Source organism: Streptomyces sp. CB01580 (assembly GCF_001905795.1).
GTDB lineage: Bacteria > Actinomycetota > Actinomycetes > Streptomycetales > Streptomycetaceae > Streptomyces.
In genome coordinates this window covers 231445-258237 of the sequence record NZ_LIXJ01000008.1, presented here as the reverse complement: position 1 = coordinate 258237, position 26793 = coordinate 231445, and the positions used below count along the sequence as shown (strand labels likewise).

The following is a 26793-nucleotide window of genomic DNA, read 5'->3' as shown; positions in this document are numbered from 1 at the left end:
ACCACCAGAAGCCGCACTGGCAGCACGAGTCGAACCACCAGAAGCCGCACTGGCAGCACGAGTCAGACCACCAGAAGCCGCACTGGCAGCACGAGTCGAACCACGAGAAGCCGCACTGGCAGCACGAGTCGAACCACGAGAAGCCGCACTGGCAGCACCACCACAAGCCGCAGCTGGCACACACCGGTGCTGACACCAACCTGGGTCTGGCCGGCGGTGCGAGCGCCGCGCTGGTACTCGGTGGCGCCCTGCTGGTGCGCCGCACCCGCGCCTCGAAGGGCTGACGCGCGCAACCGACTGCCGACAGGCAGGTGACGGACGGGTCCGTCGGTGCAGCCGGGGCTGCACCGACGGACCTTCCGCATGCCCGTCGCCACGGAACATCGGATGTCTGATGCCTTGGTAGCGTGGGGCCCCGGCCCGACGAGCGGGAGGGCCGAGAGGCAGAGGGTCGAGAGGTGGGGGTTCCACGCATGTCCGGCGCGAGGTCCGGTCGGCGGTCGCTCCGGCAGGAAGTCGTCGAGGGCATCAAGCGTCACATCCTCGAGGAGCGGCTGCGCCCCGGGGATCCGCTGCCTCCCGAGCCGGCCCTGTGCGAGGCGCTCGGCGCCAGCCGTTCCAGCGTCCGCGAGGCGGTCAAGATCCTCGCCGCGCTGGACATCGTGGAGGTGCGGCACGGACACGGCACCTATGTGGGCAGGCTGAGCCTGTCCGCCCTCGTGGAGAGCCTGGCGTTCCGCGGGCTGCTCTCCCCCGGCGACGACTTCCGGGTGCTGGCCGACCTGGTCGACGTGCGGGAACTCTTCGAGCGCGGAATGGCCGAGCGGATCGTCGCGCTGCTCTCCGACGACCAACTCGACGCGCTGGACGGCCTGGTGGCCACCATGCGAGCGACCGGCGCGCAGGAGGGACACGGCTTCGTCGAGGCGGACCGGGCGTTCCACGCCCTGCTCGTGGCGCCGCTGGGCAACGAACTGGTCGGCCAGCTCTCGATGGCCTTCTGGGACGTGTACGCGATCGTCGCACCGCATCTGGACGGCTTCACCCACGCCGACGAGACGGCCACGATCGCCTCGCACCAGAGCATCGTGGACGCCGCGCGGGCCGAGGACGTACCCGGCTTCGCGCGGGCGCTGAGCGAGCACTACGCGCCGGTCAGGCGCCGGATCTCCGAGGCGCGCGCCCGGCACGACCGGGAGCGCGAGCGGGACGCCCGGTCCCGGGGCCGCCGGGACGGGAACGGCCCGGCCCGGCGCTGAACCATCGGCACAACAGCCGTGCGGACACGGGCCCCGGCCACGTTCCGGGTGCGACGACGGAGGCGGCTCGATGCCTGTCGGGGTGTCAACATGCGGGAGCACGGATGACAGTGACGGATTCACGCATCGGGGCGAACTTACGCGTCGGAGTGGTCGGAGGCAGCATCGCCGGCTGCGCCATGGCGAGCGCCGGGGTCCGGCCGGGGCGGACGTCACCGTCCACGAGAGAAGCGGCGGCGCGCTGCAGGACCGGGGGTTCGGCATCGTCGTCCCGCCGTCGCTGCACCGGGAGCTGGTGACGGGTGGCTGTCTGGGCACGGACATGCCGACCGCGTCTGGATCGCCCGGGCGCCGGGAGGGCGGTCCTCGCGCGAACCGGCCCGCCAGCAGGCCGCGGTGACGGCGTGCAACTGGGGGCTGTTGTGACGGGCGTTGCGCGCGAAGGTCGGGGAGGGCGCGTACCACCGGGGAGTGCCCGTCGTGTCCGTCGGGCGGTCCGCCTCCGGCCGAACCCTGTTCCGCACCGGCGACGGGCAGCGGAAGTGCGACGTCGTGGTCGGCGCGGACGGGCACCGTTCCGTCACCCGGGCGCTGGTCGCGCTCGACGTACGGCCCGTGCCCGCCGGACATCTGGTGTGGCGGGGCACGATCCCGCTGACCGCGCTGCGCGACCGTCCGAAGCCGCTGGAACTGCTGCGGACCGCCTGGGTCACGCCGGGGTTCCCGGGCGGGCACACGCCCGACTGGGCGGGGATGGGGCCCGCCGACGTGGAGGCGTGGAGCCGTGCCGCGTTGAACGGCACCGCGAGCTCTCTGTACGGCCGCATGCATCGGCCGTGACGGCGGCCGGTCCGACACGATCTTCCGTTCCTCGAACGGCACTTGACCGGTCGCCGGAGCTTCTGCCTATGGTGAGCGAGACATAGGACATCTTACGTCTCATGTCTTCTCGTTCCCGTGCGACCGAACCGGGCCACGGGTCGGCGCCTCGACCGAGTGGGAGTCACCGCCATGTCCCTGACCACACCGTTGCGGGGCGTCGTCCCGCCGGTCTGCACTCCGCTCGACTCCCGGGGGGAGGTCGACACCGCGTCCCTCGCCCGGCTCGTCGAGCGTCTCCTCGACGGCGGGGTGCACGGGGTGTTCGCGCTCGGTTCCACCGGTGAGGTCGCGTACCTCACCGACGAGCAGCGGGCCACGACGCTGCGGACGGTGGTCGAGGCGGTCGCGGGCCGGGTCCCGGTGCTGGCGGGCGTCATCGACACGACCACGGCACGCGTGATCGACCACGCCGGGACCGCCGCCGGACTCGGCGCGGACGCCCTGGTCGCCACCGCGCCCTTCTACACCCGGACCCATCCCGAGGAGGTCGCCGGGCACTTCCGGCGGCTGCGCGCGGCGGTCGATCTGCCACTGTTCGCGTACGACATCCCGGTCGCGGTGCACAGCAAGCTGCCCGTCGCCCTGGTACGCGAACTGGCCGAGGACGGCACGCTCGCCGGGCTCAAGGACAGCAGCGGCGACGAGGGCGCACTGCGCCGGCTGCTCGTCGGGCTGGGCGGACGGGACGGCCGCGAGAAGGGCCCGGCGCCGCGGTTCAGTGTGCTCACCGGTTCCGAACTCACCGTCGACGCAGCGCTGTTGGCCGGTGCGGACGGCGTCGTACCGGGCATCGGCAATGTCGACCCGGCCGGGTACGTCCGGCTGTACAACGCCGCGCGGGCCGGGAACTGGGCGCTCGCCGCGAAGGAGCAGGAGCGGCTCGTGGAGTTGTTCGCCATGGTCGATGCCGGTCCCGAGGCGGAGATGGGCCGCAGTTCGTCGGCGCTCGGCTCGTTCAAGGCGGCGCTCCGTCTGCTGGGCGTCATCGAGTGCGCCGACACCGCGTTCCCGCAGATCCCGCTGAATGCCGAGTCGGTCGCCCTGGTCGCCCGGCGTCTGCGTGCCGCCGGGCTGACCCCGGTCCGTTGAGCACCGCCTCCCGTTCGACGCGGCGGTGACGTGAAGGCTTACGGGACGGCCCCGGATGGACGATGATGCGTCACATGTCCTTCTCCACGGCGTTCACCCGGGCCCTTGCGCTGCGGCACCCCATCGCGCTCGCCCCCATGGGCGGCTCGGCGGGCGGTGCCCTGGCGGCGGCGGTGTCGAACAGCGGCGGGCTGGGGCTGGTCGGTGGTGGCCGGGGCGAGCCGGACTGGCTGGCACGCGAACTCGCGATCGTCACCGAACGGTCCACAGGGCCCTGGGGTGTCGGCCTGTGGACGTGGGCCGTCGGGCCGGAGACCGTGGCCCGGGTCCTGGAGCACGGACCGGACGCGGTGATGCTGTCCTTCGGCGATCCCGGCCGCTTCGCCCCGCAGGTCCGTGAGGCGGGCGTCGCGCTGATCGTGCAGGTCACCGATCTGGAGGAGGCTCGACGGGCGCGCGACACCGGGGCCGACGTGATCGTCGCCCAGGGCGGTGAGGCGGGCGGGCACGGTGGAACGCGCGGCACCCTGCCGTTCGTCCCCGCGGTGGTGGATCTGGTCGCGCCGGTCCCGGTGCTCGCCGCGGGCGGCATCGTCGACGGGCGCGGGGTGGCCGCCGCGCTGACGCTCGGGGCGGCGGGTGCCCTGGTGGGCACCCGTTTCCAGGTCGGTTCCGAGGCCCTGGTGCCGCCGGGGGTCGTCCAGGCCCTCATCGACGCCCGGGGCGGCGACACGGAACGGAGCAGGGTGCTGGACATCGCGCGCGATGCCGAGTGGCCACACCCCTACACCGCCCGCACCCTGCGCAACGCGTTCCTGGAGCGGTGGCGCGGCCGTGAGGAGGAACTGAGCCGGGACACCGCCGTCCGTCAGGCGTTCCGCGACGCGGTCGCGCGCGGCGATCTCGACGCCGTTCCGGTCTGGGCCGGTGAGGGACTGGACCTCGTCACCGCCGTCGAACCGGCCGCCGACATCGTCGCCGACCTCGTGTCGGGGGCCGAGCGCGCTCTCGCCTCGGCATGCGCCGGCCTGTCCTTCGAACTCCGGAGCGGTGCCGAGGGACAGCGGCGTACCGACAACCCCGGCGCGCACACGACGCGCTGAGCCCCCGCGTGTCAGGGCCGGACGCGTTCGAAGACCGCGGCGAGGCCCTGGCCGCCGCCGATGCACATCGTCTCCAGGCCGTAGCGGGCCTCACGGCGGTGCATCTCACGGGCCAGGGTGGCGAGGATGCGGGCGCCGGTCGCGCCGACCGGATGGCCGAGCGAGATGCCGGAGCCGTTGACGTTGACGCGCTGCTCGTGATCGGTTTCGCCGAGCCCCAGTTCGTGGGTGCAGGCGAGCACCTGGGCGGCGAACGCCTCGTTGATCTCGATCAGGTCGAGGTCGTCGAGCGTCAGCCGGGCGCGGTCGAGGGCGGCGCGGGTCGCGGGGACGGGGCCCAGGCCCATGGTCGCGGCGGGCACCCCGGCGCGGGCGAAGGAGACGAGTCGGACCAGCGGGTTCAGACCGAGCCGTTCGGCGGTGGCTGCGCTGGTCACCAGGCAGGCGGCGGCCGCGTCGTTCTGGCCGCTGGCGTTGCCCGCGGTCACGGTCGCGTCGGGGTCGGACCCGGCCATGACCGGGCGCAGCGCGGCGAGTTGTTCGGCGGTGGTGTCGGGGCGGGGGTGCTCGTCGACGGTGACGACCGTCTCGCCCTTGCGGGTCCGTACGGTCACGGGGACGATCTCGGCGTCGTACCGTCCCTCCGCCGCCGCCCGGGCGGCCCGCTGCTGCGAGCGCAGGGCGAGGGCGTCCTGGTCGGCGCGGCCGATGCCGTAGGCGCGGCGCAGGTTCTCGGCGGTCTCGATCATGCCGCCCGGGACGGGGTGATGGAGGCCCCCTGCGGTGACCCTGCCCCGGGCCAGCGCGTCGTGGAACTGGAGGCCGGGGCCCTTGATGCCCCAGCGGCCCTCGTGCGTGTAGTAGGGGGCGGCGCTCATCACGTCGACGCCGCCCGCGACGACGACCTCGCTGAAGCCGGCCCGGATCTGCATGGCCGCGTCGAGAACGGCCTGGAGCCCGGAGCCGCAACGGCGGTCGATCTGGATGCCCGTGACGGTCTCGGGCAGTCCGGCGTCGAGAGCGACGACCCGGCCGATGGCGGGGGCCTCGGCGGAGGGATAGGCGTGCCCCAGGATCACCTCGTCGACCGCCCCGGGATCGATGCCGGTGCGGGCGAGGACCTCCGTGACGACGCGTGCGGCGAGGGCCGCCGGGGTCTGCCGGGCGAACGCTCCCCCGAAGCGGCCGATGGGGGTGCGCAGCGGTTCGCAGATGACGACGTCGGGCTGCTGGTCGGGCACGGCGTGACCTTTCGGTGGTGAGGTCGTGCGGCGGGTGGGCGGGCGCCCTTCCCGACGGTCGGGGCCCTTGGTCCCGGATCACCGGACGGTAGTCCCGACGCGACTCTAATTTCGCGGGCAACGGTGATCAATAGCCCCTGCCCCGCCGGAAACCGGTGGCAGGTCGGCGTCATGGGATCGCCCGGGAACCGGACCGCGCGCCGCGATCGCGTCTATCGTCGCTGGGTCGGATCACCTGTCACCCCGAGAGGACCTCAACCGCCATGCGTATCAGGATCGTCGGCGCCGGGGCCATGGGCCGCGGCATCGCCCAGTGGGCGGCGACCGCCGGACACACCGTCGAGTTGTGCGACGCGCGGACGGAAGCGGTGACGGCCGCGGTGGACTTCGTACGGTCCATGCTCGAACGGGCCGTGGAGAAGGGCCGGTCGTCCGCCGAGGAGTCCGCGGCCGCCCTGGAGCGGCTGGTCCCGCTCGACGACCCATGGGCACCGGGCCCCGACGTCGAGCTGGTCGTCGAGGCCGTGCGGGAGGATCTCGGCACCAAGACGGAGGTCTTCGGCCGGCTCGAACAGGTGCTGCCCGCGACGGCGGTCTTCGCGACCAACACCTCGTCCCTGTCGGTCACCCGCATCGCCGCCACGCTGAAGGACCCGACCAGGCTGGCCGGGCTGCACTTCTTCAATCCGGTGCCGCTGATGCGGATCGTCGAGATCGTGCCGGGCGCTGCCACCCGCCCGGAGATCCCGCCCGCCCTCACCGCGTTCGTCGAGGGCTGCGGGCACCGCGCCGTCACCGTCGCCGACACCCCCGGCTTCCTCGTCAATCACGCCGGTCGCGGCCTGGTGACGGAGGCCCTCGCGCTGCTGGAGGAGTCGGTCGCGCAGCCGGCCGACATCGACCGGATCGCCCGTGACGTGCTCGGTCTGCGCATGGGCCCCTTCGAGCTGATGGATCTCACCGGTCTGGACGTGACGGCCGCGGTGATCGACTCCATCTGGCAGGGGTTCCGGTACGCGGACCGGCTCCGCCCCTCCTACCTCACTCCGAACCGGGTGGCCGCCGGGCTGCACGGCCGCAAGACCGGGCGCGGCTGGTTCGCGTACGGCCCCGACGCCCCCGCCCAAGCCCCGGAGCCTCCCGTCACGGGCGACGCGGACCGTCCCGTGTTCGTCCACGGCTCCGGTCCCGGGGAGGGCGACGCGGCGGCACTGCGCGAGGCCCTGACGGCCGCGGGCGCCGTCGTGGAGACGGGCGCCGAACCCACGTCCGGGGCGATCGTGCTGGTTCCGGTCTGGGGTACGTCGGTGGCCTCGGCCGTCGCCGAGCACGGGCTGCCCGCGAGCCGTTCCTTCGGGGTCGACCCGTTGCCCGCGGCCGGGCGGCGCCGGGTGCTGGCCGTGACCCCGGCGGCGGATCCGGCCGCCGCGCGCGACGCCCGCGCGGTACTGGGCCGGGCGCGCGACGGCGACGCGTACGCGGTCTCGGTGGTGCGGGACACGGCGGGTTCGGTGGCACAGCGGCTGCTGGCGTCGATCGTGTCGGTGGCGTCGTCGATCGCGGAACGCTCCATCGCCTCCCCCGCCGACATCGACCTGGCCGTCACGGCCGGGCTCGGCTACCCGGTCGGCCCGCTGGCCTGGGGCGACCGGATCGGCGCCGCCCGGATGCTGGAACTGCACCGGGCGCTGCACCGCACGACGGGCGACCCGCGCCACCGCCCGAGCCGCTGGGTGACCGAGCGCGCCCTGCTCGGTCTCGCGCTGACGGATCCGGGGACGTCGCCCGACGACTGCGTGGACGGTGCGGACCGCGCGAACGGCACGGACGCCCCGTAGCCGCGCGGCGGCGGGCGGGGGCGCCCCGGCGCTCGACCCGGTGGCTCCCCGCCCTTACCGTCCGGGCCGGTGCCGGCGGCCCGGACGTGTCCGTTTCGTACAAGACCCGGCGCGGTGCCGGGCCTACGGTCGGGGCATGACTCCACACATGGACACGATCGGCATCATCACCGCGGATCTGGCCGCTTCGCTCGCCTTCTACCGCAGGCTCGGGCTCGACATCCCCGCCGACGCGGATTCCGCACCCCATGTCGAGGTGGCACTGCCGGGCGGGCAGCGCCTGCTGTGGGACACCGAGGACGTCGTCCGGTCGTTCGACCCCGGTTGGACGGCGCCGAGCGGCGGTGAGCGTCTCGGGCTCGCCTTCCGCTGCGACGGCGCGGCGGAGGTGGACGCGGTGTACGAGGACCTGACGGGTGCCGGGTACCGGGGGCATCTGAAGCCGTGGGACGCGGTGTGGGGGCAGCGGTACGCGATGGTCCTCGACCCGGACGGCTGCGCGGTGTCGTTGTTCGCCGACCGCGACTGAGGCCGGGGGTGGGCGCGGGAGCGCCGGTCCCGTCACGCCCGGGCCGAGGGCCGTCCCGTCGTCCGTGGTGGATCGGCACGCGGCGTCGGATGTGGTGCGTCGCAGGGCGAAAGGGCGCCCGCACTCGGGACGTATGCGGGACGTATGCGGGTTTTCCGACGAACGCGACGAGGTGCCGCGGCTGTCGTCGGTCGCCGCCGGGGACTACGGGCCGGCCCTCAGATGCGCGGTCAGGGTGGTGCCGGTCAGGTCCCGCATCTCCCGCGCGAGGTGGGCCTGGTCGGTGCAGCCCGCCATGACCGCAGCCTCGGCGTACGGGGTTCCGGAGCGGACGAGGGCGAGGGCGCGCCGCAGCCGCAGGATCCGTGCGAGCGTCTTGGGTCCGTAGCCGAAGGCCGCGAGCGAACGGCGGTGCAGTCGGCGGGCGCCCAGGCCGGCCGACCGCGCGGTGTCCGCGACGGACCGGCCCTCGCCCAGGTGCGCGGCGACGGATCGCATGAGGGGGTCCGGAGGCGCGGTGTCCGCGGCCCGGCGCAGGGCGATCGCCTCCAGCGCGGCGGCCGGATCGAGGGCTTCGGCAACGCGTTCGGTGAGGTCGCGGACCAGCGCGCTCGGCCAGAGATCCGCGAGGCCGACCCGGCGGTCGCGCAGTTCGTGCGCCGGTACGCCGAGCAGGGCGGGGGCCGTACCGGGAGCGAAACGGATTCCGGCGTACCGGCCGCCCTTCACACCGTCCGGCACGTGGGCATGGGTGTCGGGGCCCGCGACGAGCAGCCGGCCGCCGATCCAGAGCAGGTCCATGCATCCGTCGGGCAGCACCGGATGCGCGGAGCCCTCCGGCACGCGCAGGGTCCAGAGGGTCGCGCCGTCGAACCTCGACGCCCGTTCCTCGTACAACGTCCTCTCCTCGTACGACCGTCCCCTCCACGCGGCTTCTCCCGCGCCGCTCCCGGGCCGCCTCAGTCCTCGGGCGGTCCGGCCGGTTTGTCCGGGTCCTTGTCGCGGCCCGGCTGCAGCCGCGACTTCACGTCCTCCGGCGGCAAAAACCGCGACCAGCGTTCCGGGAACTCGGACGGCATGTAGGCGCAGTCGTCGTCCTCGCCGTCGTCCCCCTCGCCGCTGCCCTCCGCCCGCGCCCGCGCGACCAGTTCGGCCGCCTGGGCCGCCCGGACCCGGTCGTTGGCCGCGCGTGCTGCGGCCGTCGCCAGCGAGGGCCACACCCGGTCGATGGCGGCGTTGACCGCCGCCCCGACCAGCACCGCGAACGCGGAGACGCCGATCCACAGCAGGACCGCGATCGGCGCCGCCAGCGATCCGTAGATCGTGGGGCCCTCGACCGCGCTGGTGAGGTAGATCCGCAGCAGGAAGCTGCCGAGCACCCACATCACGAACGCCACCAGCGCTCCCGGCACGTCCTCCTTCCACGGCGAACGGACCGGCACGGACACGTGGTAGAGCGTCGTCAGGAAGGCGATCGACAGCAGGACCACCAGGGGCCAGTACAGGATGCTTATGAGTTCGGTGCCCCACGGCACCAGCTCCACGACCCGGTCCGGGCCCACCACGAGCAGCGGCAGCACGACGGCTCCCAGCAGCAGCGCGATCACATAGAGCAGGAAGGCGAGCAGCCGGGTCTTGACGATGCCGCGCTGGCCGTCGAGCCCGTACATCACCGTGATCGTGTCGATGAAGACGTTGACCGCGCGGGAGCCCGACCAGAGCGCGATCGCGAAGCCGATCGAGATGACGTCGGGCCGGGCACCGGTGGTGACGTCCGACAGCAGCGGCTTGGCGAACTCGTTCACGCCCCGCTCGCTGAGCACCGTGTGCGCGGCGTTGAGGATGTTGCGCTCGATCGAGGCGACCGTCGTGGTGCTGGTCCACTCGTCGACGTAGCCGAGCAGTCCGATCAGCCCGAGGAGCAGCGGGGGCAGGGACAGCAGGGTGAAGAACGCCGCCTCCGCCGCGAGTCCCAGGATGCGGTACTCCATGCACGAGTTGACGGTGTCCTTGAGCAAGTGCCAGGCCAGCTTCCGCTTGGACACGTTGCGGTAGAGGGCTCGGACCCGGTGGAGCCGCCCCGCCGGCCGTTCGGGTGTTTCATTCGCTGCCTGCACGTCTTTACCGTATCGGCATGGCACCCACCACCCACACCGTGACCAACCAGGTACCGCCGCTGGTCGGCTATGACGTCTTCGCGGCGGATCTCGCGCTTTCCGAGGCGGTACGGCGTCATCTGCCGGCCGAGCCGTCCGCCGCGGCCCTGACCGAACTCGGTGAGCTGGGCAGGGCCGCCGGTTCCGCGCAGGCGCAGGCGTGGGGCGCGCAGGCGGACGGGAATCCGCCGGTGCTGCGTTCCCACGACCGGTACGGGAACCGCATCGACGAGGTCGAGTTCCACCCGGCCTGGCACCGGCTGCTGGGGCACGCGGTCGGCGCCGGTCTGACCGACGCGTGGGGCAGGCCCGGCGGTCATGTGCGGCGGGCGGCCGGCTTCCTGGTGTGGACGCAGGCCGAGGCGGGCCACGGCTGTCCCCTGTCGATGACGCACGCGGCGGTTCCCGCGCTGCGCACCGATCCGGCACTGGCCCGGGAGTGGGAGCCGCTGCTGACGTCGACGGTGTACGAGGAGGGGCTGCGGCCGCCCGGGGAGAAGGCAGGGGTGCTCTTCGGGATGGGCATGACGGAGAAGCAGGGCGGCACGGACGTGCGCTCCAGCACGACCCGGGCGCAGCCGCTGTCGGCGGCGGGCGAGTACCTGCTCACCGGACACAAGTGGTTCTGCTCGGCGCCGATGTCCGACGCCTTCCTGGTGCTGGCGCAGGCACCGGGCGGCCCGACCTGCTTCCTGCTGCCCCGGGTGCTGCCGGACGGCACCCGCAACCCCTTCGCGATCCAGCGACTGAAGGACAAGCTGGGCAACCGGTCGAACGCGTCGGCCGAGGTCGAGTTCGACGGCACGTGGGCGCGCCGGGTCGGCGAGGAGGGCCGCGGGCTGCGGACCATCATGGAGATGGTGGCGGCGACCCGGCTGGACTGCGTGACCGGTTCGGCGGCTCTGATGCGGCAGGCGGCGGCGCAGGCGATCCACCACTGCACGTACCGCGGCGTGTTCGGCGGGCCGCTGATCGAGAAGCCGCTGATGCGCAACGTGCTGGCCGATCTGGCGCTGGAGTCGGAGGCGGCGACGGTGCTGGCCGTGCGGCTGGCCGCGGCGTACGACGCGGACACCGAGGGCGAACGGGCGTTCCTGCGGATCGCCGTGCCCGCGGCGAAGTACTGGGTGACGAAGCAGTGCACGCCGATGGTGGCCGAGGCGCTGGAGTGCCTGGGCGGCAACGGGTACGTGGAGGAGTCCGGGATGCCGCGGCTGCTGCGGGAGGCGCCGCTCAACTCGATCTGGGAGGGCTCGGGGAACGTTCAGGCGCTCGATGTGCTGCGGGCGCTGCGGCGCGAGCCGTCGGCGCTGAACGCCTTCCTCCAGGAGGTCGGCCGGGCGCGCGGCGCGGATCACCGGCTGGACAGGGCGATCAAGGGCATGCTGACGGAGCTGGCCGACCTGGAGGGGATCGAGGCCCGGGCCCGTCGGCTGGTGGAGCGGATGGCGACGGTGCTCCAGGGTTCGCTGCTGGTGCGCTGGGCGCCGCCGGAGGTCGCCGACGCGTACTGCGCGTCACGGCTGGGCGGGGACCGGGGCTCGGCCTTCGGGACGCTGCCGCACAGTCTCGATCTGGCGGCGGTGGTGGAACGGGCCCGTCCGGTCGATCGGTAGCCGTCCCGGGCGGGGCCGCGGGGCCGTGCGCGGGTGCCCCGGCGACGGGGGTGAAACGCGCGAGTCGGGTGCCCGGTTCACGCGTACGTGGGAGGTGGCGCGTGCGGGCGCAGCGACGGGGGGTGGTGCTGCGCCGACACGGCACCACCCCCCATGCTGTGCACACCGACCGGCGGTGCACAGGCGCCGCCGCACGGTGTTCCGTCACTCTCGTACGGACCCGCACCCCCTCGCCAGAGTTGCAAAGGGTTGCAACCATTGTGTGGAGTGCGCGCTATCGGGCCCCCTGTCGGGGCAGGATGGGCCGGCGGGCCATCGGGCCGCTCTGGCGACTGGGGGAATGAGAGTGGAGACAAGCGCTGCCGAGGTGAGGCGACCTGCCGTCCCGCGGCCGGCCCAGCCCCCGCGCCGGATCCGCCGTTCCGGGGAGAGGAAGTCGGGGGGCGAGGGCCCGCCGACCGCGCTCCGCGCCGAGATCGGCGCCTCGTGGGACCGGGTGCTGCGCAGCGGCCTGGATCCGGACCAGTCCACGGAGAGCGTGCTGCTGGAAACGGACGAGGTCGAGCGCCGGCGCCGGACGTCGGCGCTGAACGAGGTGATGCCGCTGCTGAACGAGAGCCTGGTGTCGCTCGCGGACGCCGCCCAGCAGATCGTGGTGGTCACCGACGTGGAGGGCCGGGTGCTGTGGCGCCGGGGCAACCCGGGCGTGCTGCGCCGGGCGGACAGCATCTGTCTGGCGGAGGGCGCCGCCTGGGCGGAGGAGAGCACGGGGACGAACGCGATCGGTACGGCGCTCGTCTCGCGCGCGCCGGTCCAGGTCCATTCCTCGGAACACTTCGTGCGCCGTCTGCACAAGTGGACGTGCGCGGCGGCCCCGGTCCGCGATCCGAGGGACGGCCGGCTGATGGGGATCGTCGACATGAGCGGCCCGGCGTCCACCTTCCATCCGACCTCGCTGGCCCTGGTCGGTTCGGTGGCCAGGCTGGCGGAGAGCGAGCTCAGGAACCGGCATCTGCGGGCGATCGACCGGCTGCGTTCGGTGGCGGCGCCGTTGCTGTGCCGACTGGGCGGCCGGGCCGTGGCGGTGGACACCCACGGGTGGCTGGCGGCGGTGACCGGGATGCCTCCGGTGGAGCGGCTGCCGCTGCCCAAGTCGATGCGGCCGGGCCGGATCTGGCTGCCGTCGCTCGGCATGTGCGAGGCGGAGCCGCTGCCCGGGGGCTGGCTGGTGCGGGCGACGGAAGGACCGGGGGACGGGCCGCGCCGACGGGTGGTGCTGGACCTGAGCCGGCCGCACGGGCTCTCGGTCAGCGTGGTGGGCGCGGTGGACACCTGGACGCAGCGGCTGTCGCCGCGCCACGCGGAGCTGCTGTACGCGCTGGCATTGCACCGCGAGGGCCGTACGGCCTCCGAACTGGCGGAGGACATCTTCGGCGACGCGACCCGGACGGTGACGGTACGGGCGGAGATCTCCCGGATCCGCCGCCATCTCGTGGAGGTCCTGGCGCACCGCCCGTACCGCTTCGGCGAGGGGGTCGAGGTGGAGGTGATCCATCCGGAACAGCCGGCCGATCTGCTGCCGCGCTCGACGGCGCCGGTGGTGGTCAGGGCCCGCACGGCGTGAGTGGTGCCGGGCCGTGCGCACGGTCCGGGTTCCGGGCCGGGGCGGGTGTCACGGCCGGGGCCGGGGGCGTAGGGCCCGGGGGCGCACCGTACGACGTGAGCGGGGGCGGGCGTGCGGCCCGGGCAGGGACGGGCGGGACCGGCTTGGGCGCGAGGCGTCCGGCATGGTTCCCTGGCAGCCATGAACAACCCCGCACGCCCCGCCGCCACCGACGGCCCCGCAGACTCCGGTGTCTCCCCCGCCACCGACGAGGTGACCATCTGGTCCCTGGAGCAGACCTCCCCGGACGACCTGCGCCCCGCCGCGCTCCCCGAGGGCGATGTGCGGATCGTGCGGTCCGAGGTGCCGCTGCCCGAGTTCAGCCGGTTCCTGTACACGGCGGTCGGCGGCGACATCCGGTGGACGGACCGGCTCCCGATGACGTACGCGCAGTGGCAGCAGGCCCTGGAGCGTCCCGGGGCGGAGACCTGGGTGGCGTACGAGAACGGCACCCCCGCCGGATACATCGAACTGGACCCGCAGGACGACGGCGTGGTCGAGATCATGTACTTCGGGCTGATACCCGCCTTCCGGGGGCGCCGCATCGGCGGTCACCTGCTCTCGTACGGGGTCGCCCGCGCCTGGGACCTCGCGGAGCGCTGGCCGGAGCGGACGCCGACGAAGCGGGTGTGGCTGCACACGTGTTCCAAGGACGGTCCGCACGCCATGGACAACTATCTGCGGCGGGGATTCCGGCTGTTCGACACGAAGGTGGAGCGGGAGCCCGTGGTGGACACCCCCGGTCCGTGGCCGGGCGCGCAGCGGTAACGGACGGCGGGCGACGACGGAATCGGCGGCGGGGCGGTGGCACGACGGCACGGTGCCCGCGCGGGTGGGCGATCGGGTCCATCACGGCCCTAACACCTCGCGTGCACTACCGCACCGGGGGCACGCCGTCTCGTATCGCAGGACTTTCACGTCCGCATCATGGACGGTAGTGGACTGGCCCGAGAAAGGCGTGCCAGGCTGCCATCATGCCCGGAACTGGAATCGCCTTGGTGAGTCGACGCCACGTCGACCTCGGCCGCATGTCCAGCGCCATCTGTCCGGCGAGCTGAGAGTCCCAGCACCTCCGCGTTCTCCCTGTTCTCCCTGTTCTCCCCTTTTCTCTTCTCCTCTGTGATTCCCCGCGCACCGCCGCGCCTCGATGCGAGTGTGCGGTTCAGAGCCGCCCTCCTGCAGTCCCGAAGGACGTACTGTCATGGCCGCCACCCCGGATCAGCCCGCGACCACCACGGCCCGCCGCAAGGCCGGACGCCACCGTGGCGAGGGTCAGTGGGCCGTGGGGCACCACACGCCGCTCAACGGCAACGAGCAGTTCAAGAAGGAAGACGACGGTCTCAATGTGCGGACACGCATTGAGACGATCTACGCCAAGCGCGGATTCGACTCGATCGACCCCAACGACCTGCGCGGGCGCATGCGTTGGTGGGGTCTGTACACCCAGCGCAAGCCCGGGATCGACGGCGGCAAGACGGCGATCCTGGAGCCGGAGGAGCTGGACGACCGGTACTTCATGCTGCGGGTCAGGATCGACGGCGGCCGGCTGACCACCGCACAGCTGCGAGTGATCGGTGAGATCTCGCAGGAATACGCCCGCGGCACCGCGGACATCACCGACCGGCAGAACGTCCAGCTGCACTGGATCCGCATCGAGGACGTCCCCGCGATCTGGGAGAAGCTGGAGGCCGTGGGGCTCTCCACCACCGAGGCGTGCGGCGACTGCCCCCGCGTGATCATCGGGTCCCCCGTGGCGGGCATCGCCGACGACGAGATCATCGACGGCACCCCGGCGGTCGACGAGATCCACGACCGCTACATCGGCAACAAGGAATTCTCCAACCTGCCGCGCAAGTTCAAGACCGCGATCTCCGGTTCGCCGGTGCAGGACGTGGTGCACGAGATCAACGACATCGCGTTCGTCGGTGTGGTCCATCCCGAGCACGGTCCGGGCTTCGACGTGTGGGTCGGCGGCGGGCTCTCCACCAGCCCCCGGCTCGCCGAACGGCTGGGCGCCTGGGTGCCGCTCGACGAGGTCGCCGACGTCTGGGCCGGGGTCGTCGGCATCTTCCGCGACTACGGCTACCGGCGGCTGCGCAACCGCGCCCGGCTGAAGTTCCTGATGGCCGACTGGGGCCCCACGAAGTTCCGCCAGGTGCTGGAGGACGAGTACCTGAAGCGTCCGCTGATCGACGGGCCCGCACCCGAGCAGCCCAGCAGCCGCTGGCGCGACCACGTCGGGGTGCACCGGCAGCGGGACGGCCGCTTCTACGTCGGCTTCGCCCCCCGGGTCGGCCGCGTGGACGGTTCCACCCTGGCCAAGGTCGCGGACCTGGCCGCCGCCCATGGTTCGGACCGGTTGCGCACCACCGTCGAGCAGAAGATGCTCGTCCTCGACGTGGCCGAGGACCGGGTGGACTCGCTGGTCGCCGGGCTGGAGGCGCTGGACTTCCAGGTGAAGCCGTCACCGTTCCGGCGCGGCACGATGGCCTGCACCGGCATCGAGTTCTGCAAGCTGGCGATCGTCGAGACGAAGGCGCGCGGCGCCTCGCTGATCGACGAACTGGAGCGCAGGCTCCCGGACTTCGACGAACCGCTCACCATCAACATCAACGGCTGCCCCAACGCCTGCGCCCGCATCCAGACCGCGGACATCGGTCTCAAGGGCCAGCTGGTGCTGGACGCCGACGGCAACCAGGTGGAGGGCTACCAGGTGCACCTCGGCGGCGCCCTCGGCCTGGAGGCCGGGTTCGGCCGCAAGGTCCGCGGCCTGAAGGTCACTTCGGACGAACTGCCCGACTACGTCGAGCGCGTGCTCGTCCGTTTCCGGGAGGAGCGCGAGGAAGGCGAGCGGTTCGCCGCCTGGGCGGCGCGGGCGAGCGCGGAGTCGCTGTCATGAGCGGACGTGCCGCGCCGTTCCACTGCCCGTACTGCGGCGACGAGGACCTGCGCCCGCACGGGACCGGGCACGGCGCCTGGGAATGCGCCTCCTGCAACCGCGCGTTCCAGCTCAGGTTCCTGGGCCTGCTGACCCGGGGTCTTCAGCGCAACGACGGTGAAGGAGAGGCGATATGACGCTTAGTCAGCCGAGTGCGGGTGTTGAGGACGGAGACTTCGCCGACGCCCGCGACGCCGGGAACGGTGACCCCGGGACCGGGGGCCTCAGGCTCCTGGCCGAGCGGGCGGGCCGGGAGCTGGAGGACGCCTCCGCGCCGGAGATCCTGAAGTGGGCCGCCGACACCTTCGGCGAGAGGTTCTGCGTCACCTCCTCGATGGAGGACGCGGTCGTCGCCCACCTCGCCTCGCGCGTCCGTCCCGGCGTCGACGTGGTGTTCCTCGACACGGGCTACCACTTCCCCGAGACCATCGGCACCCGCGACGCGGTCGAGGCGGTGATGGACGTCAACGTCATCACGCTCACCCCGCGCCGCACGGTGGCCGAGCAGGACGCCGAGTACGGGCCGGGGCTGCACGACCGCGACCCCGACCTGTGCTGCCGGCTGCGCAAGGTCCAGCCCCTCCAGGAGGGCCTGAGCGAATACACGGCCTGGGCGACCGGGCTGCGCCGCGACGAGTCCCCCACCCGGGCGAACACCCCGGTGGTCGGCTGGGACGAGAGGCGGCGGAAGGTCAAGATCTCCCCGATCGCCCGCTGGACGCAGGACGACGTCGACGCGTACGTGGCGGAGCACGGCGTCCTCACCAACCCGTTGCTGATGGACGGCTACGCCTCCGTCGGCTGCGCGCCCTGCACGCGCAGGGTGCTGGCGGGCGAGGACGCCCGAGCCGGGCGCTGGTCCGGCCGGGGCAAGACCGAGTGCGGGCTGCACGGCTGATGACGGGCGGCGAAGGACCCGCCGAGGGGCGACGGACGACGGCTGCGGGACGGCCGGCCGAGGAACGACTGATGACGACTGATCGGGAGACTTCGATGAGCGTGACGGAGACGGGAGCCACCATCTGGCTCACCGGTCTGCCGAGCGCGGGCAAGACCACCATCGCGTACGAGCTCGCCGGGCGGCTGCGTGGCGAGGGCCACCGTGTGGAGGTCCTCGACGGGGACGAGATCCGGGAATTCCTCTCCGCCGGTCTCGGCTTCTCCCGCGAGGACCGCCACACCAACGTGCAGCGGATCGGCTTCGTCGCGGAGCTGCTGGCGGCCAACGGGGTGAAGGTACTGGTCCCGGTCATCGCCCCGTACGCGGACAGCCGGGACGCGGTGCGAAAGCGGCACCAGGCGGAGGGCACCCCGTACCTGGAGGTGCACGTCGCGACGCCGGTCGAGGTCTGCTCGCAGCGCGATGTGAAGGGCCTCTACGCCAAGCAGGCGGCGGGCGAGATCAGCGGGCTGACGGGGGTCGACGACCCGTACGAGGAGCCCGAGTCCCCGGACCTGCGGATCGAGTCGCACCGGCAGACCGTGCAGGAGTCCGCGGCGCGGCTGTACGCGCTGCTGAGCGAGAGGGGTGCGGCATGAGAGCCGTCGCGAACGTGTCGGAGGGCACCGACAGCCCGTACGCGCTCAGCCACCTGGACTCCCTGGAGTCGGAGGCGGTGCACATCTTCCGTGAGGTGGCGGGCGAGTTCGAGCGGCCGGTGGTCCTGTTCTCCGGCGGCAAGGACTCCATCGTGATGCTGCACCTGGCGCTCAAGGCGTTCGCGCCCGCGCCGGTGCCGTTCGCGCTGCTGCACGTCGACACCGGGCACAACTTCCCCGAGGTGCTGGAGTACCGCGACCGCACCGTGGCCCGGCACGGGCTGCGGCTGCACGTCGCCTCGGTGCAGGAGTACATCGACGCCGGGAAGCTGCGCGAGCGCCCGGACGGCACCCGCAACCCGCTCCAGACGGTGCCACTGACCGAGGCCATCCAGCAGAACCGTTTCGACGCGGTGTTCGGCGGCGGGCGCCGCGACGAGGAGAAGGCGCGCGCGAAGGAGCGGGTGTTCTCGCTGCGCGACGAGTTCTCCCAGTGGGACCCGCGCCGCCAGCGCCCCGAGCTGTGGCAGCTGTACAACGGCCGGCACGCCCCCGGCGAGCACGTCCGGGTCTTCCCCCTCTCCAACTGGACCGAGCTGGACGTCTGGCAGTACATCGCCCGGGAGGGCATCGAGCTGCCGGAGATCTACTTCGCGCACGAGCGCGAGGTCTTCAGCCGGTCCGGGATGTGGCTGACCGCGGGCGACTGGGGCGGGCCCAAGGAGGGCGAGCGGGTCGAGACCCGTCAGGTCCGCTACCGCACGGTCGGCGACATGTCGTGCACCGGCGCGGTCGACTCCGACGCCGTCACGCTCGACGCCGTGATCGCCGAGATCGCCGCCTCCCGGCTCACCGAACGGGGCGCGACGCGCGCCGACGACAAGCTGTCCGAGGCCGCGATGGAAGACCGCAAGCGCGAGGGGTACTTCTAGATGACCATCACCAGCGACCAGTTGTCGGCCACCACCCTGCTGCGGTTCGCCACCGCCGGGTCCGTCGACGACGGCAAGTCCACCCTCGTCGGACGTCTGCTGCACGACTCCAAGTCGGTCCTGGCCGACCAGTTGGAGGCCGTCGAGCACGCCTCCCGCAACCGCGGCCAGCAGGCCCCCGACCTGGCGCTGCTGACCGACGGGCTGCGGGCCGAGCGCGAGCAGGGCATCACCATCGACGTGGCGTACCGCTACTTCGCGACGCCGCGCCGCCGGTTCATCCTGGCCGACACCCCGGGGCATGTGCAGTACACCCGGAACATGGTGACGGGCGCCTCGACGGCCGAACTGGCCGTCGTCCTGGTCGACGCCCGCAACGGGGTCGTCGAGCAGACCCGCCGCCACGCCGCGGTCGCCGCGCTGCTGCGGGTGCCGCACGTGGTACTGGCCGTGAACAAGATGGACCTGGTCGACTACGCGGAGCCGGTGTTCGCCGCGATCGCCGAGGAGTTCACCGCCTACGCCGCGTCGCTGGGCGTGCCGGAGATCACCGCGATCCCGATCTCCGCGCTGGCCGGTGACAACGTGGTGGAGCCGTCCGCGCACATGGACTGGTACGGCGGGCCGACCGTGCTGGAGCACCTGGAGACGGTGCCGGTCAGCCATGACCTCACGGCCTGCCACGCCCGCTTCCCGGTGCAGTACGTCATCCGGCCGCAGACCGCCGAGCACCCCGACTACCGGGGTTACGCGGGCCAGATAGCGGCGGGCGCGTTCCGTGTCGGCGAGGCCGTGACCGTGCTGCCCTCGGGCCGTACGTCGACCGTCAGCGCCATCGACGCGCTCGGCGAGAGCGTGGACATCGCCTGGGCTCCGCAGTCCGTGACGCTGCGCCTGGCCGACGACATCGACATCTCGCGCGGCGACCTGATCGCCCCGTCGGCCGACGCTCCCGCGGTGACCCAGGACGTCGAGGCGACCGTCTGCCACGTCGCCGACCGGCCGCTCGCCGTCGGACAGCGGGTGCTGCTCAAGCACACCACCCGCACGGTGAAGGCGATCGTCAAGGACATCCCCTCCCGCCTGGCCCTGGACGACCTCTCCCAGCACCCGGCGCCGGGTCGCCTCGTCGCCAACGACATCGGCCGGGTCGTGATCCGCACGGCGGAGCCGCTCGCCCTCGACGCGTACGCGCACTCCCGGCGCACCGGCTCCTTCCTGCTGATCGACCCGGCGGACGGCACGACGCTGACGGCCGGGATGGCGGGCGCCTCGTTCGCCGCCGCGTCCGGCGCCGGGGCCGAGGACGCCGCCGACGACGCCGAATGGGACTTCTGATGGGCATCGACGTCCGCACCGTGTCCGGTGACGTCCGCTCCGTGTTCGCGGACGTCTACGCCACGTTCGCGAAGGAGGGCGGCCGCGTCGGCAGCGGCGCCCTCGGCAGTGGTCAGGGCGGGGTCGCACGATGTGCGCGGTGCGAGCGGTGTGCGCGATGCGCCCGATGACGTACGCCCACCGCTCACGCCCCCGCGCGCACCGGCCGTGCCCGCGCGCGCACCGCGCGCACAACCGGTTCGTCCGCGCGTACGGCCGATTCATCCGGTTCAGCCGGCTCAGACGAAGACCCGCCGACTCCCGGCCGCGTCCCCCTGGATTCCGAGGGACGTGAGCGCCGGGCCGACGAGAGGAACGCCTCCCGTGCCTGCCCTCCGCACCTCCGCGCGCCACCGACTGGCCGCTGTCACCGCCCTGCCGCTGCTCGCCGTCGCGCTCACCGGCTGCGGCTACGGCTCCGCGGCGAAGGCCGACGACACGAAGAAACCGGCCTTCGCCGCCGGCGCGAAGAAGCTCTCCGTGGACACCGTACGGATCGGCTACTTCCCCAACCTCACGCACGCCACCGCCCTGGTGGGCGACCAGGAGGGCCTGTTCCAGAAGGAACTGGGCGGCACCGCGCTCAAGACCTCGCAGTTCAACGCGGGCCCGTCCGAGATCGAGGCGCTGAACGCCGGATCGATCGACATCGGCTTCATCGGCCCCTCGCCGTCCATCAACGGATATACCAAGTCCAGGGGCAAGTCCCTGCGGATCATCGGCGGTTCGGCCTCCGGCGGGGTCAAACTGGTCGTCGACCCGAAGAAGATCAGGACCCTGGACGACCTCAAGGGCAGGAAGATCGCCACCCCGCAGCTCGGCAACACCCAGGACGTGGCCTTCCTCAACTGGATCTCCGAGAAGGGCTGGAAGGTCGACGCCCAGAGCGGCAAGGGCGACGTGTCCGTGGTCCGCACGGACAACAAGGTGACCCCGGACGCCTTCAAGTCCGGTTCCATCGACGGCGCCTGGGTCCCCGAGCCCACCGCGTCCAAGCTCGTCGCCGAGGGCGCGAAGGAGCTGCTCGACGAGTCGTCGCTGTGGCCGGACGACAAGTTCGTGATCACCAACATCATCGTGTCGCAGAAGTTTCTCACCGAGCACCCGGACGTCGTCGAGGCGGTGCTGCGCGGCTCGGTGAAGACCAACGAGTGGATCAACGCCGACCCGGACAGGGCGAAGGCGTCCGCGAACGCCGCGCTGGAGAAGCTGACCGGCAAGCCGCTGCCCGCCGAGATCCTCGACCCGGCGTGGAAGTCCATCCAGATCACCGACGACCCGCTGGCCGCCACGCTCGACGCGCAGGCGGAGCACGCGGTGAAGGCCGGGCTGCTGGAGAAGCCCGACCTGAACGGCATCTACGACCTGGAGCCGCTGAACAAGGTCCTGAAGGCCGCGGGCAGGCCCGAGGTCTCCGACGCCGGTCTCGGCGTCAAGTAGCCCCGCCCGAAACCGAACCCGAACCCGGGTCCCACCCCCGGGACCCGGATTCAGATCCCCAGGAGGTGACGACCATGGCGACCACGCTCACCAGGGCCGAGGACCGTACCGCGGTCGGGCACGCCGCCCGCATCTCGCACGTGTCCAAGTCCTTCGGCGGACCCGAGGGACCGCAACTCGTCCTGGACGACATCTCGCTCGATGTGGCGCCCGGCGAGTTCGTCACCCTCCTGGGGGCCTCCGGGTGCGGAAAGTCGACGCTGCTCAACCTGGTGGCCGGGCTCGACCGCCCGACGACCGGGTCCATCGAGACCCCCGGCGGGCGGCCGGCCCTGATGTTCCAGGAGCACGCCCTGTTCCCGTGGCTGACCGCAGGCCGCAACGTCGAACTCGCGCTGCGGCTGCGCGGCGTGCCCAAGTCGGAGCGGCGGTCGGAGGCGGAGCGGCTGCTCGGACTCGTCCGGCTCGGCGGGGCGTACAAGAAGCGCGTGCACGAGCTCTCGGGCGGCATGCGACAGCGCGTGGCGATGGCCCGCGCCCTCGCCCAGGACAGTCAACTGCTGCTGATGGACGAGCCGTTCGCCGCGCTCGACGCCATCACCAGGGACGTCCTGCACGACGAACTGACCCGGATCTGGCGGGAGACGAACGTCTCGGTCCTCTTCGTCACCCACAACGTGCGCGAGGCGGTGCGGCTCGCCCAGCGGGTCGTCCTGCTGTCCTCCCGCCCCGGCCGGATCGCCCGCGAGTGGACCGTCGGCATCGAGCAGCCGCGCCGCATCGAGGACAACGCGGTCGCGGAACTGTCCGTCGAGATCACCGAACAACTGCGTGGGGAGATCCGCCGCCATGGCCAGCACTGACACCAAGCCCGACGACCTGGCGGGCCTGGAGGCCGGACTCGACGCCCTGGACGCCGTGCAGGAGCGCCGCACGCCCGTGCGCGAGGTGCTGCTGCGCAAGGTCCTGCCGCCGCTGCTGGCCGTGGCCCTGGTGCTCGTCGTCTGGCAGCTCCTCGTCCGGGCCCGGGTCACCGACGACTACAAGCTTCCCTCACCGGCAGCGGTCTGGCGGAGCGCGACCGACATGTGGCTCCAGGGAACGCTCCTGGACGTCATCTGGACCAGCGTCTCGCGCGGTCTGCTCGGCTTCCTGCTGGCCGTGGCGATCGGTACGCCGCTGGGCCTGCTGGTGGCCCGGGTCAAGCCCGTGCGGGCGGCGATCGGCCCGATCCTGTCCGGGCTGCAGTCCCTGCCGTCGGTCGCCTGGGTGGCGCCCGCCGTGATCTGGCTCGGCCTGAACGACCGGATGATGTACGCGGTGATCCTGCTGGGCGCGGTGCCCTCGGTCGCCAACGGCCTGGTGTCGGGTGTCGACCAGGTGCCGCCGCTGTTCCTCAGGGCGGGCCGCACGCTGGGCGCGACGGGACTGCGCGGGACCCGGCACATCGTGCTGCCCGCGGCGCTTCCGGGTTACCTCGCCGGTCTCAAGCAGGGCTGGGCGTTCTCCTGGCGCTCGCTGATGGCCGCCGAGATCATCGCCTCCTCGCCCGATCTGGGCCTGGGGCTCGGGCAGTTGCTGGAGAACGGCCGCAACAACGCGGACATGCCCGGCATCTTCCTCGCCATCATCCTGATCCTGTTCGTCGGCATCGCGATCGACCTGCTGATCTTCAGTCCGCTGGAGCGGCGGGTGCTGCGCGGCCGCGGTCTCCTCGTCAAGAACTGAGCCGCGCCATGTCCGCCCCGGTACTCCTCGTCATCGCCCACGGCAGCCGCGACCCGCGGCACGGGGCGACCGTGCACGCGCTCACCGCGCGGGTGCGGTCGCTGCGGCCGGGGCTGCGTGTGGAGACCGGCTTCCTGGACTTCAACGCCCCGTCCGTACCCAGGGTGTTGGAACGCCTGGCGGCGCAGGACGCCGGTGACACCGTCGACGTCGTCGCGCTGCCGCTGCTGCTGACCCGGGCCTTCCACGCCAAGTCCGACATCCCCACGGTGCTGCACGAGGCCCGGACCCGGCTGCCCCGGCTGCGCGTCCGTCAGGCCGAGGTGCTCGGCCCGTCGCCGCTGCTGAACGCGGCGCTGGAACGTCGGCTGCGCGAAGCCGGGGTCCGCCCCGGCGACCGCGCCTCGACCGGGCTCGTCCTGGCCTCGGCGGGCTCCACCGACCCGGAGGCGATCGCAGTGATCGCTGAAATCGCGCGGGAGCTGCGGCACACCGGTTGGTGCGCCGTGCGGCCTGCGTTCGCCTCCGCCACATCTGCCGCAGGGTTCCCCCGCACCGAGGACGCGGTGCGGGCCCTGCGGGCCGAGGGGGTGCGGCGGGTGGCGGTGGCCCCGTACGTCGTCGCCCCCGGCCGGCTCCCCGACCGGATAGCGGCGGGCGCGACCGGCGCGGACGTGCTGGCCGACGTCCTGGGCCCGGCGCAGGAGTTGGCCAGCCTGCTGCTGCACCGCTACGACGAGGCCCGCGCACCGGCCGCGCGAGCGGCGGCGCCGGTCGGGCACGTGGCCGGGTTCGCGCGGACGGGCACGCTCAGCGCGTAACCCGTTCCGGGACGGTCTCCGCGCCCGGACGCTCCCGGTCCGACCGGACCGCCCCGCGACCGGACGTGCTCGGTCCGATCGGGCGGCCCCGCGACCGGGCACCGTCGGCCCGATCGGACGGCATCCGCACGCACCCCCACGCCGTCCGGCCGTCGGACGGACGGCCTGCGGGCCGCCGCCCCCGGCGCGCACGTTTCACGGCCTGCGCGGCAGGTCAGTGCGGCATGGCGGAGAGGGCCGTGTCGATCGTGGTGACCTGCGTTGGCTCGACCACCATCAGCACCACGGTTCCTTCGCGCACATCGGCCTCGGCCACCGGGCGGAAGCCACCGGCGGCGTAACGCTCCCGGGCGGCGGTGTCCTCGACGGGCGGGGCCGCCGTGATGCGGCGGCAGGACGGATCGGCCGCGAAGAGGGCCGCGACCAGGGAGCGGAGCAGCCCCGCGGTGTCCCGGCCGTCGCCGGTCGCCGGGTTCCGCGGCTCCGTGATGTCGAGCTCCAGCAGCAGGTCGTGCGCGCCGACCGGGTAGCAGCCGCGCAGCGGATGGTGCAGCACCCGGTGGATCGTCACGCGGACGACCGGTCCGCCGTCGTGGCCGCTGTTCGCCGTGCAGGTGCGGACGGCGCCCGCCGGATCCGTGCCGAACGGGACGGTGGCCCCGGTGGCGGGAGCGGACCCGGCAGGGCGCAGGGTCCATCCGCAGACGTGGCCGGGGAGGGCCGGCACGGGCAGCGGGTGGTGGCCGACGGTGGTGAGCGTCATGGGCGGCAACCCTTCGTGAGGGGGGATCCCGGCAGGCGGTGGGACGGGGACTGCGATCGGTCCGGGGACCGGAGCGTGCGGCGGACGGGGCCGGGGAACGGCCGCCCGGCCCTCGGCCGGAGGGTTCGCGCCGCCCGGTGGGGACGGCCGTCGGCCCGGGAGGACGGGCGGCCCGACGGCCCGACGGCCCGACGGAGAGCGGCCGGGCCGGTCGGGCCGGTCGGGGCGGTCAGCCGGTGGTCGGCCCGGTGTCGGTCACGATGTCCCGTACCCGGCTCTTGATCAGCTTGCCGCTCGCGTTGCGCGGCAGTTCGGGGGCGAGGACCAGGCGGGTGGGCAGCTTGTAGCGGGCGAGCCGGCCGGAACCGAAGTCGCGCACCTCCTGGAGGGTCGGTTCGACCCCCGGATCGCAGGTGAGGACGGCGACGACGGTCTCGCCCCACTTCGGGTGGGGGATGCCGACGACCGCCACCTCGTGGACTCCGGGGAAGGCGCTCAGCACCCGCTCGACCTCGGCGGGATAGACGTTCTCGCCACCGCTGATGATCATGTCCTTGAGCCGGTCGACGACGTAGTAGTGGCCGTCCTCGTCGCGGTATCCGACATCGCCGCTGTGGAACCAGCCCGCGTCGTCGAACGCCTCCCGGGTCGCCCGGTGGTTGTTCCAGTAGCCGGCCACGACGTTCGGGCCGCGCACGCAGATCTCGCCGCGCACATGCGGCTCCTCGATGACGGTGCTCCGGCCCGGGACCATCAGGCAGACATCGGTGTACGGCATGGGCAGACCGGCGGACCCGGTCTTCTCCAGGGTGCGCGCGGCGGGCAGATACGTGGCGAACGGCGCCGTCTCGGTCAGGCCCCAGGCCTGCTGCAGCAGCACACCGTGCGACTCCGCGTAGTCCCGGATGAGCTGGGGCGGCACGGCGGCGCCCGCCACGATCACCGCGCGCAGCGCGGACAGATCGGCCTCCTTGAACCCCGCTGCGCGGCTCAGCGCCGCGAACATCGCCGGGACCGCGAAGACGCTGGTGACCCGGTGCGCCACCAGGTCGGCCAGGCACTGCTCGGGCTCGAAGTGGCGGCGTACGACGACGACACCGCCGCGGGTCAGCGTGCGCAGCGTGAGGGCGTTGAGCCCGCCGATGTGGAAGAGCGGGGCCACGGCCAGGTTCACGTCGTCGGGCCGGGTGTCGACCATGGTGTCGACGTTCACCGCGTTCCACCACAGATTGCCGTGGGTGAGCATGACCCCCTTGGGCCGACCGGTGGTCCCCGACGTGTACATCAGCGCGGCCAGGTCGTCGTCCCGCACCGGGACCGCGGGCTGCGGCGTCGTGTCGGTGGAGAGCACCTCGGACAGCGGGGTCCACACCGCGGGCGGGGCGGGGGCCGCGGGGCAGGCCGGATCGGTGTCGACGAGGACCGGCCGGCGGACCGGGACCTCGGAGAGGATCGACTCCGCCAGGGACCGGTGGCTCTCCTCGGCGATCAGCGTGTGTGTTCCCGAGTCGGCGAGGATGTGCCGTACCTCGTCGGCGGCCAGCCGGTGGTTGACCGGCACGAACACCGCGCCGATATGGGTGGCTGCCAGCAGGGTCTCCAGCAGCGTCGCGCTGTTGAGACCCAGGAACGCCACGCGGTCGCCGCGCCGCACGCCGAGGGCGGCGAGCCCGGCGGCGAGCCTGCCCGTGGTCGCGGCGAGGGTGCCGGCCGTGATGGTCCGGCCCTCGTAGACGAGAGCGGGTGCGGCTGAGTCGTACCGCGCTCTGCGCTGCACGGCGGCAGCAGGACTGATGTCGACCATGACCCGAGCGGCTCCTTCGGTGACTGTCGGCTGTGGCGGTGGAGGGGAGAGCTGTGTCGGTGGGGCTGAGGCGGT

The 26793-nt window shown here is 72.9% G+C and carries 26 protein-coding genes; 21 read left to right on the top strand and 5 right to left on the bottom strand.

The genetic code is table 11. From position 1 onward, the window contains the following. The 5 genes from AMK22_RS40840 to AMK22_RS15235 all read left to right on the top strand — a co-directional run. Positions 1-284, top strand: a 284-nt coding sequence (locus AMK22_RS40840) for an LPXTG cell wall anchor domain-containing protein (protein ID WP_143203564.1), incomplete at its 5' end; no start/stop codon positions are given. A gap of 189 nt (positions 285-473) precedes the next feature. Further along, the gene (locus tag AMK22_RS15250; protein WP_073785280.1) at positions 474-1259 is read left to right on the top strand and encodes a FadR/GntR family transcriptional regulator; all 786 of its coding nucleotides are present in this window, start codon (positions 474-476) and stop codon (positions 1257-1259) included. A gap of 471 nt (positions 1260-1730) precedes the next feature. After that, positions 1731-2099 (top strand): hypothetical protein, encoded by a 369-nt coding sequence (locus tag AMK22_RS15245; protein WP_158072051.1) that lies wholly within the window; start codon positions 1731-1733, stop codon positions 2097-2099. A 171-nt stretch (positions 2100-2270) separates the two neighbouring features. Beyond that, positions 2271-3230, top strand: coding sequence for a dihydrodipicolinate synthase family protein (locus AMK22_RS15240; RefSeq protein WP_073785348.1), 960 nt, complete (start codon positions 2271-2273; stop codon positions 3228-3230). A gap of 74 nt (positions 3231-3304) precedes the next feature. Next, entirely contained in the window at positions 3305-4333 is a 1029-nt protein-coding gene (locus AMK22_RS15235; protein WP_073785276.1) for an NAD(P)H-dependent flavin oxidoreductase, read from the top strand. A gap of 11 nt (positions 4334-4344) precedes the next feature. Here AMK22_RS15235 and AMK22_RS15230 read toward each other — a convergent pair whose 3' ends face one another. Beyond that, on the bottom strand, positions 4345-5574 hold the full coding sequence (locus AMK22_RS15230; RefSeq protein WP_073785274.1) for an acetyl-CoA C-acetyltransferase: 1230 nt from the start codon (positions 5572-5574) through the stop codon (positions 4345-4347). A 263-nt stretch (positions 5575-5837) separates the two neighbouring features. Here AMK22_RS15230 and AMK22_RS15225 point away from each other — a divergent pair, with 263 nt between their 5' ends. Together AMK22_RS15225 and AMK22_RS15220 are read left to right on the top strand one after the other, a co-directional pair. Continuing rightward, positions 5838-7412, top strand: coding sequence for a 3-hydroxyacyl-CoA dehydrogenase (locus tag AMK22_RS15225; RefSeq protein ID WP_073785272.1), 1575 nt, complete (start codon positions 5838-5840; stop codon positions 7410-7412). Between the two features lie 136 nt (positions 7413-7548). After that, the gene (locus tag AMK22_RS15220) at positions 7549-7941 is read left to right on the top strand and encodes a VOC family protein (protein WP_073785270.1); all 393 of its coding nucleotides are present in this window, start codon (positions 7549-7551) and stop codon (positions 7939-7941) included. Positions 7942-8145: 204 nt separating this feature from the next. Here the strand turns inward: AMK22_RS15220 and AMK22_RS15215 are convergent, their stop codons facing one another. Next, positions 8146-8838: a helix-turn-helix domain-containing protein gene (locus AMK22_RS15215; protein ID WP_073785268.1), complete on the bottom strand. Its 693-nt coding sequence runs from the start codon at positions 8836-8838 to the stop codon at positions 8146-8148. 62 nt (positions 8839-8900) lie between these two features. Continuing rightward, positions 8901-10058, bottom strand: a complete 1158-nt coding sequence (locus AMK22_RS15210; protein ID WP_073785266.1) for a YihY/virulence factor BrkB family protein — start codon at positions 10056-10058, stop codon at positions 8901-8903. 17 nt (positions 10059-10075) lie between these two features. Here AMK22_RS15210 and AMK22_RS15205 point away from each other — a divergent pair, with 17 nt between their 5' ends. From AMK22_RS15205 to AMK22_RS15140, 14 genes are all read left to right on the top strand, one after another. Continuing rightward, positions 10076-11713 (top strand): acyl-CoA dehydrogenase family protein, encoded by a 1638-nt coding sequence (locus tag AMK22_RS15205; protein ID WP_073785264.1) that lies wholly within the window; start codon positions 10076-10078, stop codon positions 11711-11713. 340 nt (positions 11714-12053) lie between these two features. Continuing rightward, entirely contained in the window at positions 12054-13337 is a 1284-nt protein-coding gene (locus AMK22_RS15200; protein WP_073785262.1) for a helix-turn-helix domain-containing protein, read from the top strand. 180 nt (positions 13338-13517) lie between these two features. Next, positions 13518-14144 (top strand): GNAT family N-acetyltransferase, encoded by a 627-nt coding sequence (locus AMK22_RS15195; RefSeq protein ID WP_073785260.1) that lies wholly within the window; start codon positions 13518-13520, stop codon positions 14142-14144. Between the two features lie 206 nt (positions 14145-14350). Beyond that, complete coding sequence (locus AMK22_RS42045; protein ID WP_310739661.1) at positions 14351-14434, top strand: putative leader peptide; 84 nt, start codon at positions 14351-14353, stop codon at positions 14432-14434. A gap of 143 nt (positions 14435-14577) precedes the next feature. Further along, a complete protein-coding gene (locus AMK22_RS15190; protein ID WP_073785258.1) occupies positions 14578-16275 on the top strand; it encodes a nitrite/sulfite reductase in 1698 nt (565 codons plus the stop codon). After that, entirely contained in the window at positions 16272-16451 is a 180-nt protein-coding gene (locus AMK22_RS15185; protein ID WP_073785256.1) for a hypothetical protein, read from the top strand. The genes AMK22_RS15190 and AMK22_RS15185 overlap by 4 nt, the downstream gene beginning before the upstream one ends. Then, positions 16448-17212 carry a phosphoadenylyl-sulfate reductase gene (locus tag AMK22_RS15180; RefSeq protein WP_242433981.1) on the top strand — a complete coding sequence of 255 codons (765 nt, stop codon included), beginning with the start codon at positions 16448-16450 and terminating at the stop codon, positions 17210-17212. Before AMK22_RS15185 ends, AMK22_RS15180 begins: the two co-directional genes overlap by 4 nt. Before the next feature lie 95 nt (positions 17213-17307). Beyond that, complete coding sequence (gene cysC / locus AMK22_RS15175; protein ID WP_073785254.1) at positions 17308-17853, top strand: adenylyl-sulfate kinase; 546 nt, start codon at positions 17308-17310, stop codon at positions 17851-17853. Beyond that, a complete protein-coding gene (gene cysD, locus AMK22_RS15170) occupies positions 17850-18785 on the top strand; it encodes a sulfate adenylyltransferase subunit CysD (RefSeq protein WP_073785252.1) in 936 nt (311 codons plus the stop codon). Before cysC ends, cysD begins: the two co-directional genes overlap by 4 nt. Then, positions 18786-20123: a sulfate adenylyltransferase subunit 1 gene (locus AMK22_RS15165; protein WP_073785250.1), complete on the top strand. Its 1338-nt coding sequence runs from the start codon at positions 18786-18788 to the stop codon at positions 20121-20123. It abuts the gene before it with no gap. A gap of 363 nt (positions 20124-20486) precedes the next feature. Next, positions 20487-21602 carry an aliphatic sulfonate ABC transporter substrate-binding protein gene (locus tag AMK22_RS15155; protein WP_073785246.1) on the top strand — a complete coding sequence of 372 codons (1116 nt, stop codon included), beginning with the start codon at positions 20487-20489 and terminating at the stop codon, positions 21600-21602. 74 nt (positions 21603-21676) lie between these two features. Then, on the top strand, positions 21677-22465 hold the full coding sequence (locus AMK22_RS15150) for an ABC transporter ATP-binding protein (RefSeq protein ID WP_073785244.1): 789 nt from the start codon (positions 21677-21679) through the stop codon (positions 22463-22465). Beyond that, the gene (locus tag AMK22_RS15145; protein WP_073785242.1) at positions 22452-23330 is read left to right on the top strand and encodes an ABC transporter permease; all 879 of its coding nucleotides are present in this window, start codon (positions 22452-22454) and stop codon (positions 23328-23330) included. Before AMK22_RS15150 ends, AMK22_RS15145 begins: the two co-directional genes overlap by 14 nt. Positions 23331-23338: 8 nt before the next feature. Then, positions 23339-24151, top strand: coding sequence for a sirohydrochlorin chelatase (locus AMK22_RS15140; RefSeq protein ID WP_073785240.1), 813 nt, complete (start codon positions 23339-23341; stop codon positions 24149-24151). A 214-nt stretch (positions 24152-24365) separates the two neighbouring features. Here the strand turns inward: AMK22_RS15140 and AMK22_RS15135 are convergent, their stop codons facing one another. Together AMK22_RS15135 and AMK22_RS15130 are read right to left on the bottom strand one after the other, a co-directional pair. Further along, entirely contained in the window at positions 24366-24914 is a 549-nt protein-coding gene (locus tag AMK22_RS15135) for a GNAT family N-acetyltransferase (RefSeq protein WP_073785238.1), read from the bottom strand. A 229-nt stretch (positions 24915-25143) separates the two neighbouring features. Next, positions 25144-26718, bottom strand: coding sequence for an acyl-CoA synthetase (locus AMK22_RS15130; RefSeq protein WP_073785236.1), 1575 nt, complete (start codon positions 26716-26718; stop codon positions 25144-25146). Positions 26719-26793: the final 75 nt, after the last annotated feature.